The organism is Streptomyces sp. H27-H1 (assembly GCF_026627445.1).
GTDB lineage: Bacteria > Actinomycetota > Actinomycetes > Streptomycetales > Streptomycetaceae > Streptomyces.
In genome coordinates this window covers 244,477-257,345 of the sequence record NZ_JAPNLJ010000001.1, presented here as the reverse complement: position 1 = coordinate 257,345, position 12,869 = coordinate 244,477, and the positions used below count along the sequence as shown (strand labels likewise).

11 protein-coding genes are annotated in these 12,869 nt (G+C 70.7%); 2 read left to right on the top strand and 9 right to left on the bottom strand.

Going from position 1 to position 12,869, the window contains the following annotated elements; genetic code table 11:
* Positions 1–7: 7 nt before the first annotated feature.
* Positions 8–1,612, top strand: a complete 1,605-nt coding sequence (locus OTB20_RS01195) for an MDR family MFS transporter (RefSeq protein WP_324290319.1) — start codon at positions 8–10, stop codon at positions 1,610–1,612.
* 120 nt (positions 1,613–1,732) lie between these two features.
* Here OTB20_RS01195 and OTB20_RS01190 read toward each other — a convergent pair whose 3' ends face one another.
* The 9 genes from OTB20_RS01190 to OTB20_RS01150 form a co-directional block, all read right to left on the bottom strand.
* On the bottom strand, positions 1,733–3,937 hold the full coding sequence (locus OTB20_RS01190; RefSeq protein WP_267814574.1) for an ArnT family glycosyltransferase: 2,205 nt from the start codon (positions 3,935–3,937) through the stop codon (positions 1,733–1,735).
* Positions 3,934–5,172: a glycosyltransferase gene (locus OTB20_RS01185; RefSeq protein ID WP_267814572.1), complete on the bottom strand. Its 1,239-nt coding sequence runs from the start codon at positions 5,170–5,172 to the stop codon at positions 3,934–3,936. The genes OTB20_RS01190 and OTB20_RS01185 overlap by 4 nt, the downstream gene beginning before the upstream one ends.
* A 25-nt stretch (positions 5,173–5,197) precedes the next feature.
* Positions 5,198–6,793 (bottom strand): sensor histidine kinase, encoded by a 1,596-nt coding sequence (locus OTB20_RS01180; RefSeq protein WP_267814570.1) that lies wholly within the window; start codon positions 6,791–6,793, stop codon positions 5,198–5,200.
* Between the two features lie 185 nt (positions 6,794–6,978).
* The gene (locus OTB20_RS01175) at positions 6,979–7,746 is read right to left on the bottom strand and encodes a response regulator transcription factor (RefSeq protein ID WP_267814569.1); all 768 of its coding nucleotides are present in this window, start codon (positions 7,744–7,746) and stop codon (positions 6,979–6,981) included.
* Between the two features lie 76 nt (positions 7,747–7,822).
* Complete coding sequence (locus OTB20_RS01170) at positions 7,823–8,704, bottom strand: amidohydrolase family protein (protein ID WP_267814567.1); 882 nt, start codon at positions 8,702–8,704, stop codon at positions 7,823–7,825.
* A complete protein-coding gene (locus tag OTB20_RS01165; protein ID WP_267814565.1) occupies positions 8,685–9,026 on the bottom strand; it encodes an antibiotic biosynthesis monooxygenase family protein in 342 nt (113 codons plus the stop codon). The genes OTB20_RS01170 and OTB20_RS01165 overlap by 20 nt, the downstream gene beginning before the upstream one ends.
* Positions 9,027–9,156: 130 nt before the next feature.
* On the bottom strand, positions 9,157–10,047 hold the full coding sequence (locus OTB20_RS01160; protein ID WP_267814564.1) for a DUF2797 domain-containing protein: 891 nt from the start codon (positions 10,045–10,047) through the stop codon (positions 9,157–9,159).
* Positions 10,044–10,478, bottom strand: a complete 435-nt coding sequence (locus OTB20_RS01155; protein ID WP_267814563.1) for an Lrp/AsnC family transcriptional regulator — start codon at positions 10,476–10,478, stop codon at positions 10,044–10,046. The genes OTB20_RS01160 and OTB20_RS01155 overlap by 4 nt, the downstream gene beginning before the upstream one ends.
* Before the next feature lie 102 nt (positions 10,479–10,580).
* Positions 10,581–10,946 carry a PH domain-containing protein gene (locus OTB20_RS01150; RefSeq protein WP_254381969.1) on the bottom strand — a complete coding sequence of 122 codons (366 nt, stop codon included), beginning with the start codon at positions 10,944–10,946 and terminating at the stop codon, positions 10,581–10,583.
* Between the two features lie 861 nt (positions 10,947–11,807).
* On the opposite strand from OTB20_RS01150, the gene OTB20_RS01145 reads away from it, so the two are divergent.
* Positions 11,808–12,863: a response regulator gene (locus OTB20_RS01145; RefSeq protein ID WP_267814562.1), complete on the top strand. Its 1,056-nt coding sequence runs from the start codon at positions 11,808–11,810 to the stop codon at positions 12,861–12,863.
* Positions 12,864–12,869 lie beyond the last annotated feature (6 nt).

Here is a 12,869-nt window from a genome sequence, read left to right as displayed (position 1 = left end):
GAAACACATGGCTACGACCACACCCACCGGTGTGCGGGGAGACGGCCGGCCGGAGACCGCGTCCGACGGCCCGCCCATGACCCACCCGCAGATCATGAAGGCGCTCTCCGGGCTGATGCTCGGCATGTTCGTGGCGATCCTGTCCTCCACGATCGTCTCCAACGCCCTGCCCCAGATCATCGGCGACCTCGGCGGCACCCAGTCCTCGTACACCTGGGTGGTGACGGCCGCCCTGCTCTCGATGACGGCGACGACCCCGCTGTGGGGCAAGCTGTCCGACCTCTTCAGCAAGAAGCTGCTGGTCCAGATATCCCTGGTCATCTACGTCGTCGGTTCGATGGTCGCGGGCATGTCCCAGAACACCGGCATGCTCATCGCCTGCCGCGTGGTCCAGGGCATCGGCGTCGGCGGACTCTCCGCCCTCGCCCAGATCGTGATGGCCGCGATGATCTCCCCGCGCGAGCGCGGCCGGTACAGCGGCTACCTCGGCGCGGTCTTCGCCGTCGCCACCGTCGGCGGACCGCTGCTCGGCGGGGTCATCACCGACACCAGCTGGCTGGGCTGGCGCTGGTGCTTCTACGTCGGCGTCCCCTTCGCCTTCATCGCCCTGATCGTGCTCCAGCGCACCCTGCACCTGCCCGTCGTCCGCCGCGACGTCAAGGTCGACTGGCTCGGCGCCTTCCTGATCAGCGGCGCCGTCTCCACGCTGCTGATCTGGGTGACCCAGGCCGGCACCTCGTACGACTGGATCTCCTGGCAGACCGGGGCGATGACCGGTGGCGCGCTCGTCCTCGGCCTGCTCTTCCTGCTCGTCGAGTCCCGGGCGAGCGACCCGATCATTCCGCTGCGCCTCTTCCGCAACAAGACCATCAGCCTGTCCTCGGCGGCCTCGCTCTTCGTCGGCATCGCGATGTTCTCGGGCACTGTGTTTTTCAGCCAGTTCTTCCAGTTGGCCCGCGGCGAGTCCCCGACGATGTCCGGAATCCTGACGATTCCGATGATCGGCGGGCTCTTCGTCTCCTCCACTGTTTCCGGTCAGGTGATCACCAAGACCGGTAAGTGGAAGGCCTGGCTCGTCTCCGGCGGTGTGCTCCTGACCGCCGGACTCGGCCTGCTGGGCACCCTGCGCTACGACACCGCGTACTGGCACATCGCGATCTTCATGGTGCTGACCGGTCTCGGCCTCGGCATGATGATGCAGAACCTGGTCCTGGCGGCCCAGAACCAGGTGGCCCCCGAGGACCTCGGCGCCGCCAGCTCGGTCGTCACCTTCTTCCGCTCCCTCGGCGGCGCGGTGGGCGTCTCCGCACTCGGCGCGGTCATGGCCAACCGGGTGACCCACTACGTCAAGGACGGTCTCACCGAGCTCGGCCCCAAGGCGGCCGCGATGGGGCACGGCGGTACCGGCGGAGGCGGGATCCCCGACCTCGACAAGCTTCCCGAGCCGTTCCGCACGGTCGTCGAGTCCGCGTACGGGCACGGCGTCGGCGACGTCTTCCTCTACGCCGCCCCCACCGCGCTGCTCGCGCTGGTGCTGGTGGTGTTCATCAAGGAGGTAGCCCTGAGGTCGAAGCCGGCGGCCCAGGAGCCGGCCGCCGCCTCGGCGGAGTAGCCGTACCGTCTCCGGCCCCGGCGGCCCTGCGGGTACTGGCAGGGCCGCCGGGGCCGGTGAACGAAGCCGGCCGGGTCACCCCTCCGCGGGCGGCCCGGCCAACTGGTCCAGCTGGGACGCCTAGGACGTCGGCGCGGTGAGGTCGTAGAAAGTGGCTCCGCCGATCGTGGAGGCCTTGAAGTTGGCCTCGACCCAGGTCTCGATGGAGCTGCTCGCGCCCCCGCCGGGGCCGCCCCCGCCGCGGGCAGCGGTGCCGGTCTCGGCGGCGCCACCGACTTCGCCGCCGGCTCCCGCGCTGCTCTGGCCGATGAAGTAGTGAATCTTCCCGCCGCTCACGTACTCCTTGAACTTCTCCAGGGTCGGCGAGGGGTCGCTGCCGTTGAAGCCGCCGATGGCCATCACCGGCTTCTGCGAAGCCAGCTGGTAACTCGCCGCGTTCTGCGAGCCGGTGGCAGCCGCGGCCCACGTGTACCGGTCGGCGTCGGCGCGCAGCGCGGCCGTGGCCTCGACGCTGGTCTTCGTCCCGCCGAGCAGACCGCCCATGCCGCCGCCCCCCGGACCGCCGCCGGTGCGGCTCCGGCCGCCGTCGGTGGGCTGGTCGCCTCCCGGGACCTGACCGCCCTGGGCCTGGCCGCCGGGGGCCTGGCCGCCGGGGGCCTGGCCGCCGGGTGCGGCTCCGCCCGGGGGCATGCCCTGGGGTGCGGCTCCGCCGCCCCCATCGGGCATCCCGCCGCCGCCCGGCATCTCGAAGCCGCGCATCCCTCCGCCGGGGCCGCCCCGGCCGCCCGCGACCGCGGGACCCGCCGTGACGATCGAGCCCGTGTGCGGGGTGGTCATCGTGGTCAGGCAGTACGCGAGGGGTCCGGCCAGGGACACGCCCAGGCCGGCTGCCGCCACGCCGAGTGCGCTGCGGCGCCCCAGCCGCGCGGCGAACGGCAGCAGCAGGGCCGTGCCGAGTCCGGCAGTGAGGATCAACCAGCGCAACCACGGCACGTACTCCGCGGAGCGTCCGAGCAGCACGAAGGCCCAGTACGACGTGAGAGCCAGGGTCCCCGCCAGCGTGAGGGACCCGGCCCGGCTGCCCCGCTCCTCCCAGAGGACGGCGATGCCCATGCCGACCAGGGCTGCGATGTAGGGAGCCAGGGCCACGGTGTAGTACTCGTGGAAGATGCCCTGCATGTAGCTGAAGACCAGCACCGTGATCAGCAGCGCCCCGCCCCAGGCGAGGAAGGCCGCACGGGCCATGCCCTCCAGCGAGTCGGTGGCCCGGCCGGCACGCCAGGTGACCACGAGGCCCGCGACGAGCAGGATCAGCGCGGCGGGCAGCAGCCAGCCGATCTGGCCGCCGATGTTGGAGGAGAAGAGCCGGTCGATGCCGGTCTCTCCCCAGCTCATCCCGCCACCGCCACCGGGGGCGCCCCCCGCGGCGCCTTCGACGGCCGCGCGGCCCCCGCCGCCGACGCTGCCGGTCTCCTCGCCGTTGATCCGGCCGAGGCCGTTGTAGCCGAGGGTCAGCTCCAGGAAGGAGTTGTTCTGCGATCCCCCGATGTACGGGCGGGAGGAGGCGGGCCACAGTTCGACGACCGCCACCCACCAGCCGCCGGCCAGCACCATCGCGAGCCCGGAGAGCAGCAGTTGCCCGAGGCGCCTGCGCAGCCGGGTTGGCGCGCAGACCCCGTACAGCACGGCGAGGGGCGGCAGGATGACGAAGGCCTGCAGTGTCTTGGTCAGGAAGGCGAACCCGACCGCCACCCCGGCCCAGACGAGCCACTTGGTGTGCGCGCCGTCGAGGGCCCGGAGCACGCAGTACACGGTGACGGTCATGAGCAGGGTCAGCAGCGCGTCGGGGTTGTTGAAGCGGAACATCAGCGCGGCCACGGGCGTGAGCGCGAGGACGGCTCCGCTGATCAGGGCCGCCGCCGGGCCGAACTGGCGGCGTACGGCGGCATAGAGCACGGCCGTCGTGCCGACGCCCATGAGCGCCTGGGGGACGAGGATCTGCCAGGCACCGAGCCCGAAGAGCCGGACGGACAGCATCATGGGCCACAGGGCGGCCGGGGGTTTGTCGACGGTGATGGAGTTCCCGGCGTCGGAGGAGCCGAAGAAGAAGGCCTTCCAGCTCTCGCCGCCCGCCTGGACGGCGGCGGAATAGAAGGAGTTGGCGTAGCCGGAGGCTCCCAGGTCCCACAGCAGCAGGACGGCGGTGGCGAGGAGCAGCCCGAGGTAGGCGGGGCGTTCCCAGCCGGGCCGGGCGGTGTGCGCGCGGGCACCGAGGGGCCGGGCCGGCGGTACGGGTGGGTGGAGCGGCAGTGCTGCCGTGGTCATCGGGGATCTTCCTTCGCGGGAGTGGCGCGCCGTTCGGGGAAGACCCAGGCGCGGAAGAGCAGGAACCGCAGGACGGTGGCGGCGAGGTTGGCGGTGACCAGGACGGCCAGCTCGGTGCTGTGCCCCGGCTCGGTGCTGGCGGCCCCGAGGGCGGCGAGCGATCCGCTGGTCAGGGCCAGGCCGATGGCGAACACCACGAGCCCCTGGGCCTGGTGGCGCACGGCCCGGACCCGGCCCCGGACGCCGAAGGTGAGCCGGCGGTTGGCGGCGGTGTTGGCGATGGCGGAGAGCAGCAGCGCGGCGGCGTTGGCGAGCTGGGGGCCGGCGGCGGTCCGGGCGGCGGAGTAGAGGAGCAGGTAGAGCAGGGTGGACAGGACGCCGACCACGCAGAAGCCCAGGAGCTGGCGGGCCAGCCCGCGCGGGTCGTCTCCGAAGGGGCGGGCGAGCCGGTCCAGCGGGAGCGCGCCGACGGCCAGCGCCCGGCCGACCCGCCAGACGCCCTTGAGGTCCTCCGCGGCGGTCCGGGCGATGTGAACGGTGGAATCGGGGTCGTCGACCCAGTCCACCGGGACCTCGTGGATCCGCAGGCCGGCCCGCTCGGCGAGGACGAGCAGCTCGGTGTCGAAGAACCAGCCGGAATCCTCCACGAGCGGCAGCAGCCGGGTCGCGACCTCGCGGCGGATGGCCTTGAACCCGCACTGGGCGTCACTGAAGCGGGCGGACAGCGAGGAGCGCAGGAGCAGGTTGTAGGCGCGGGAGATGAACTCCCGCTTCGCTCCCCTGACCACCCGCGAGGAGCGGGCCAGGCGGGTGCCGATGGCGAGGTCGGAATGCCCGGAGATCAGCGGGGCGACCAGTGGCAGCAGGGCGTTGAGGTCGGTGGAGAGGTCCACGTCCATGTACGCGAGGACGGGCGCGTCCGAGTCCCCCCACACGGTGCGCAGGGCCCGGCCGCGGCCCTTCTGCTCCAGCCGGGTGCTGCGTACCCCGGCCACGGAGGCGACGAGGGCGGCCGCGACCTCGGGGGTGCGGTCGGTGCTCGCGTTGTCGGCGATGGTGATGCGGAAGGGGTACGGGAAGGTCCGCGTGAGGTGCTCGTGCAGCCTGCGCACGCAGGGACCGAGGTCCGTCTCCTCGTTGAAGACCGGGATCACCACGTCGAGGACGGCCTCGCCCGGTACGGGAGCGAGGGGTGCCCGTACCGGGAGCGCTCCGGGAGAGGTGTCGGTAGGCATGCCCCGACCCTCCCGGGCCGGGCTGTCACCGCTGTGTGGTGACCCTGTGGCCCGTCTGTGAGTGCGGCTGCGCGGCGGGGGTGGGGAGGCGGTCGGGAGTGGTGCCGGCCGGGAGTTCGACCGTGGTGCCGGTCTTGGGTTCGGTCGTGGTGCCGATCGCGGGTTCGGTCGTGGGGTCGGCCGGGGAGTCGGCGAGGGGGAGCAGGACCTCGAAGGAGGTGCGGCCGGCGGTGCTGCGGACGCCGACGTGGCCGCCGTGGGCCGAGACCACGGCCTGCACGATGGCCAGGCCGAGGCCGGTGGAGCCCGCCGAGCGGGAGCGGGAGGCGTCGCCGCGGGCGAAGCGCTCGAAGACGTGGGGCAGCAGTGCCGACGGGATGCCGGGGCCGTCGTCCTCGATCCGGAGCCGGACGGCGGATGTTTCACGTGAAACATGCGCCGTGACGGTGGTGCCTGGCGGCGTGTGCGTACGGGCGTTGGCCAGCAGGTTCACCAGTACCTGCTGGATCCGGGCCGGGTCGGCGTGAACGCGTGCCGGCTCGTCGGGGAGCTCCAGGCGCCAGTGGTGGTCGTGGCCGGCGGCACGGGCATCGCTGACGGCGTCCACGACGAGCGGGGCCAGATCGGTGTCACAGGTGGACAGCGGGCGGCCCGCGTCGAGCCGGGCCAGCAGCAGCAGGTCCTCCACCAGCCCGGTCATCCGGGTGGCTTCGGACTCGATACGTCCCAGGGCGTGCCGGGTGTCGGGGCCCGGCTCCTCGCGGCCCCGGCGGGTCAGTTCGGCGTAGCCGCGGATCGAGGCCAGCGGGGTGCGCAGCTCGTGGCTGGCGTCGGCGACGAACTGGCGGACCCGGGTCTCGCTCTGCTGGCGTGCGGTCAGGGCCGAGGAGACGTGGCCCAGCATCCGGTTGAGGGCGGCACCGACCTGCCCGACCTCTGTGCGGGGGTCGGCCTCGGCGTCGGGGACCCGCTCGTGGAGGTCGGGCTCGCCGCTGTGCAGGGGAAGTTCGGAGACCCGGGTGGCGGTGGCGGCGACCCGGCGCAGCGGGCGCAGGGCGACGCCGACCAGGGCCTGTCCAGCGAGGGAGGCCGCGATCAGCCCGGCGAGGGTGACGAAGACCTCCACCGCGATCAGGGTGTGCACGGTGGAGTCGACCTCGGTGAGCGGGAAGCCGAGGACGATGCTGCCGTCGGGCGCGGTCAGCGACCGGTATCCGCCGAGGCCGGGCAGGTGCAGCTCGACCGGGTCGCCGGGGGAGCCACCGGCTGCCTTGCGGGCGGCCCCGGCGAGGGCGGAGGCCTGCTCCGCGGTGAGGGGCGGATGGTCGCCGGGAACGGATCCGCCGCCGCCGGCGCCGGCCGTTCCGGCACTGCGCTGGCTGCGGACGCTGTCGACCGTTCTGCCCGCCGCGTCGAGGCGGACCCCGGCGGCGCCCAACGGGGATCCGGGCGCCAGGACGATGCCGAGGTTGCTCTCCCGGGTCATCTTGCCCACGTTGGGACGGCTGGCCATCTCGACGGAGACGCGCAGCTGCTCGTCGACCTTGTCGACCAGGTACGAGCGCAGGGCGACGGTGGTGACGGTGCTGATGGCCGCGCCCACGACGGCGATGAGGGCCACCGCCGATACGACGAGCCGGGTCCGCAGCGACCAGGGCCGCCGGTTCCGGCTGGGGCGGCGGGGGCCGCCGGGACGCGCGGGGCGGCCCGGCCGACGGGGGCGGCGGGAGCCCGCGGGTCCTCGTACGTCCTGCGGTTCGGCGGCCTCGCTCGCACGACGGGACGGCCGGTGCGGGCGGGCCGCCACTACTCGGCCGGCTTGATCAGGTAGCCGGCGCCGCGCCGAGTGTGGATCATCGGCGGGCGGCCGGTACCGCTCTCCAGCTTGCGCCGCAGGTAGGAGATGTACAGCTCGACGACGTTGGCCTGGCCGCCGAAGTCGTACGACCACACGCGGTCCAGGATCTGCGCCTTGCTCAGCACCCGGCGCGGGTTGCGCATCAGGTAGCGCAGCAGCTCGAACTCGGTCGCGGTCAGGTGGACCTCCTGGCCGTCCCGGGTCACCTCGTGGCTGTCCTCGTCGAGCCGCAGGTCGCCGACTTCCAGCACCGACCCGCCGCGCGCGGCCTGCGCCGCACCGGAGCGCCGGACCAGGCCGCGCAGCCGGGCGACGACCTCCTCCAGGCTGAAGGGCTTGGTGACGTAGTCGTCGCCGCCGGCCGTCAGGCCCGCGATGCGGTCCTCGACCGAGTCCTTCGCGGTCAGGAACAGCACCGGCACGTGCGGGAGCTCCCGGCGCAGGCGGCCGAGGACGGCCAGCCCGTCCATGTCGGGGAGCATGATGTCGAGGAGGACGACATCGGGCCGGAACTCACGGGCCGCGCGCACCGCACCCGCCCCGTCGCCCGCGCTGCGGACCTCGCAGCCCTCGTAGCGCAGGGCCATCGAGAGCAGCTCGGAGAGGGCGGCCTCGTCGTCCACGACGAGTACCCGGCAGGGGCTGCCGTCGGGCCGGACGAGGGCCGTGTGGTTGCTGGCGGACGTGGACGCGTGGGAAGTGGTCGTCGCAGTCATGCGTACACGCTGGCCGCCGCCCGTGAGAGCGATCTTGCCTGAACCTGTGAATTCCCTGAGAAACCCCGCCCGCCCCTCAGGCCAGCCGGAACAGCCGGGCTCCGTTGTCGTGGCAGACGGCTCGCAGCCAGTCGTCGCCGAGGCCGAGCCGTTCCAGGGCCTCGAGCTGGTGCTCGTAGGGGTAGGGGATGTTCGGGAAATCGGTGCCCAGCAGGATCCGGTCGCCGAGGTCGACGAGCCGGCCGCGGTCCTGCGGCGGGAAGCCGCTGAACTGCTCGGAGAAGTCGGTGAAGGCCATGGTGGTGTCGAGGCGGACCTCGGAGTACCGGTCGGCGAGGTCGAGGAAGTCGGCGTACTCCGGCATCCCCATGTGCGCGACGATCAGCGGCAGCCGCGGGTGGCGGGCCAGCAGCCGGGCGATCGGCTCGGGTCCGGTGTGCTTCCCCGCGACGGGACCCGAACCGCAGTGCACGACCGTCGGGATCCCGGCCTCGGCGAGCAGCCCCCAGACCGGGTCGAGCCGGTCGTCGGTGGGGTCGTAGCCGCCCACCTGGAGGTGTGCCTTGAAGACCCGGGCCCCCGCCTCGACGGCCTGGCGGGCGTAGTCCCCCGCCCCGTCCTCCGGGAAGAAGGTCGCGGTGTGCAGGCAGTCGGGGGTGCGGGCGGCGAAGTCCGCGGACCAGGAGTTGAGCCAGGCCGCCATGGCCGGCTTGTGCGGGTAGAGCATGGCGGTGAAGGCCCGGACCCCGAACTCCCGCAGCAGTGCCACCCGCTGCTCCTCCTCGTGCCGATAGGTGATGGGCCACTCGACGCCGGTCAGCGGGCCTACCGCGTCGAAGTAGTCCCACACCTTGTCCAGGACCCGCTCGGGCATGAAGTGGGTGTGTACGTCGACCAGCCCGGGCACCCCGAGCCGTTCCCGGAAGGCCCGGACGGCCTCAGCCGTCGTCGCGGACAAAGCCGTGGCTCCGCTCGACCGTCGCGATATGCAGCGTGTAGCTCTCGTACCAGTCGGCGCGGCCCTGCTTCATCGCCGCCTGGTGCTCCATGTCCTTGCGCCAGAGCGCGAGGGACTCGTGGTCGCGGAAGTAGGCGACGGTGATTCCGAGTCCGCCGGGGGTGCGCGCGGACTCGTAGCCGAGGAAGCCCGGATTGGCGCCCACGAGCTCGCTCATCCGGTCGAGCGTCTCGGGATATCCGCTGTCCTCGACGGTCCGGACACTGGTGAAAACACTGATCACATAAGGCGGTTCGAAGGCCTGTACGGGCTGGATGGTCATGCCCACCACCCTCTGCGGCCCGGGCCAGGCATGTCCACCGGAAATCGGCACGGGAAGCCAAAGGGATCCAAGTTTTGACCTTGCACCCCTGCTCGCCATCGGCGAGCCCGTCGGATCGCGCCGGGCCGGATCAGAACAGCCCGTCCTGCGCGGCGGGCTCCCGCACGGCGGTCGGGATCCCGGCCACGGGCACATCGGTGGCGCTGCCCTCTCCGGGCGCCACCAGCTCCCACCCCGCGAGCAGCCGGGTGTCCACCACCAGCCCGTCGGCGAAGTGCAGATCGGGCCCTGCCGCGCCGACGAGCCGCCCGGCCACGGTCCCGCCGGGCGCCATCTCGGTGATCATCCGGGCGGGGGCGGGCAGCGCGTCCAGCCCGAACGCCCCGGCGTGGTCGGTCACCTCGCACTCCAGCCTCTCCAGCGACTCCGGCCACCCGTCCAGCGCGGCCGCCCGTGCGTGCAGGGCGGCGACCTCCGCCGCCCGCTCGGGCCCCGGCGGCAACTCTCCCCGCACGGACCGCTTGCGGACATAGGCGATCCGGTCGGGCACTCCGAGCGCGGCCCGCAGCAGTTCCTCGGTGCGACGGGCGGCCATCAGCGGCCCGCGCCCCAGCCAGGCCCAGGCCACCGCCCCTTGTTCCAGGAGCCGGGCGGTCCCGCGCTCCTCGGCGGTGATGCCGACCTTGACGAGCCCGGCCCCGAACCAGGCGAGGTACACCCGGTAGGTACGCGGATCTCCGGCGTTGGTATCGGCCGCCACCGAGAAGGAACGGTCCAGGCCGGCGCACTCGGGGCACTGGGCGTTCCCCGTCCGGCCGGGCACGGTCCGCTCCGTCGGGCACGGCGTCCGCCGCCCGGCCCGCCGCACGCCGAGGCAGTGGCGCTCTCCCCGGGCGGCGAAGGCGAGCGGCTGCCCGTACTGGAGGAGGCTGGTGCGCTCTCCCCCACCCGGTCCCCGCCCGTACCAGCCGATGGCGGGCCTGCCGTCAACCCACCGGAGCCCGGTGCACCACCAGGTCACAGAGGGAGCGGTCGCTCGAAGAAGGTCTCCAGGACGACGGTGGCCTGCGTCCCGCTGACACCGTCGATGGCGTAGAGCCGGCGCAGGACGTCCTGCAGCTGCTCGGTGGTGGCCGTGCGGACCTTGACCATGACGGAGGCGCTACCGGCGATGATGTGCGCCTCCTGGATCTCCGCGATGTCCTCGAAGGCGGCCCGCGAGTCGCCCATCCAGGCCGTGGAGTCGACCATGACGTAGGCCAGTACCCCGCTGCCGACGGCCGCCGGATCCACCTCGACCGTCGTGCGCCGGATGACCCCCCGCTCGCGCAGCTTGCGTACGCGCTCGTGGGTGGCGCCCGCGGAGAGCCCGACGGAAGCCGCCAGCGCCGCATACGGCTGGCCCGCGTCCTCCTGAAGGCGCTGGATCAGCGCCCGGTCGATGTCGTCCACCGAACTTCCTCCCACGTCCCTGCAAAGCCTCGCGGAGACGGTACCTGATCCTGAAATGGCGCCCCGAGACCGAACGGCATTCGGGTCGACCTCCCGGGCCGGCTACCGGGCGACGAACTGCGTCAGGATCGCCTGGACCTCGTAGATGTCGACGCCCTTGGTGAAGGTCTTCGCTATCGGCGCCGAGCTCCCGGAGAGCCATATCTTCAGCTCCGCGTCCAGATCGAAGTGGCCGGCGGTCTCCACCGAGAAGTGCGTGATGCTCCGGTACGGAATCGAGTGGTACTCCACCTTCTTCCCCGTGAGCCCCTGCTTGTCGATGAGCACGAGCCGCCGGTCGGTGAACAGGATCGTGTCGCGGATCAGCAGATACGCGGCGTGCACCTGCTCCCCCTGCCCCAGCAGCCGTGCGTACTCGCGGTGCGCCGACGCCGGATCCACGGCGTGCGCATTCCCGAAAAGTCCCATGTGAGTTCCCCCTGCTTTCCCGGCGAGCCGGTCCCGGGAGGGTCGGCCCCTCGCGAGTCGATCTCCAAGAAACCGTATCCGGGCCCTCCGTCACCCGGCGTCCCCCGCCAGAGCCATCTCTCCCCGTAGTCCCCCGGAGCCAGGCCTCATCACTGAGGAGTACAGGGAGGACACAGATGACCGGACAGGACCCACAGGACGCAGGGGCGAGAGGAAAGAGGAGAAGGACAACGCAAGAGGCCCCCCGGTGAACCGGGGGGCCTCTTGGGCTGTGCACTCGGCAGGATTCGAACCTGCAACCTTCTGATCCGTAGGCGCGTGCCCTCATGCGAACTTACGGCTGGACCACCGCAGCATCCTCAGTCGTGCACGTCCCAACGTGGCCGCTCGGCCGTGCCTGTACGCCGGTGTGCACGCACGTTGATGTCATCGACTGATGTCAGCGGCACCAGCGGCTGGGCGCATGAATGCCGACGAGAGTCAGGGCTTTGAGCCTCGGTCTCCCGGCGCCTCGGCCCTCAGGACACCCTTGGCCCAAGTCGAGTAGAGGCTTGAGAGCCCTACGGTCACGGTGATCACGACGTCAGGTCGAACGTCCACGGCGACCAGGCCGAGACCGACACCCACCACCGAAGCGCAGGCAATCAGGTCGATCCACTGCATAGGCGAACGCATGGCGCAGTACCTTTCTGTATGCCGCCGTAGTGCGGTGCGTTCACATTGAGCCGTGACCGAAGTGTTGCGACAGGCGCAACGGTGTTGCCAGGGCTTTGGCAACGAAGACGAAGGGTCATCAAGGTGGGGGAGCTACTACCGCTTACGGGAGAAATATCTCCCGAGGCACACAAACTATGCACAGCGATGCGCGAGCTATTCACTCGCCTGCACGTTTCCGTGCGCCGCTATTCTGCTCGCCGGAACCGGGACGCCGGATCGGTCTCTCGATATCTCAATGGAACCCGAGTTCCACCATGGGATTTCGTCGCGGCCCTGCTCGCCGACACCACCGAGGAACTCGGAACTAGCCCCACACCTGAAGCCATTTTCGTATTGAAGAGTCTTCACCAAAGCGCACTGAAGTCCAGCAACTCACCAAGCCATGCGGTACAAATCCTACAAGACCAATTGGCCGAAGCCGATCGAGACTCACGCACCGCCGCCCTGGAACGTCAGGTGATTACCGAAGCCCTTCAGGAACGCCATCGCCGCATTGCCGACCTACAACTACAACTCAGCCAGGCGGAGGTACGCAGAAGTCAGCAAGTCATAGAGCTGTCAGGAGAGTTGGAAATCCACTCTTCAAGATTCACCACCCTCAAGACTGAGCGTGATCGCCTAAGACTCACCGTGAAGCAACTACAAGACCAGCTTGAGGCAGCAAGAACCCGCCACGCTGCAGCTGAGCAGCGGTGTGAGCTACTCGAACGTCAACTCGCAGCCATCGAGGCACAGCCGGCCGCCACGGAATCGACGCCCAGGACACCCTCAGAGATTCTCCTTGTCGACAGCAGTAAGGAAAACCTCCTGGCCTTGGAGGCAATACTTTCCCCCCTCGATCAGAAACTAATTTCCGCCACATCTGGTGAGAAAGCGCTCCGAACGCTCGACGCCATTACAGACGTAGCGCTCATCATCCTTTCGGCAGAAATGGACGGGATGAGCGCATTTGAGCTAGCGAAATCCATCAAAAGAAGGCCGAGCACCCGGGACATCCCGCTTATTTTCCTCAGCTCGTCTGGGCCCGACCCGCACCTCAGCTTTCGAGGTTACGCCGGAGGGGCAGTTGATTTCATCGTAAAACCATTTGACCCCTGGTCCTTGCGCGCCAAGGTGGCGGTTTTCATTGACCTCTACAATAGAACACGCACACCGAGCGAGACACCTCGCATTCTCCGCAAGAGGTCGGATGCGGAGTAGCCGAAA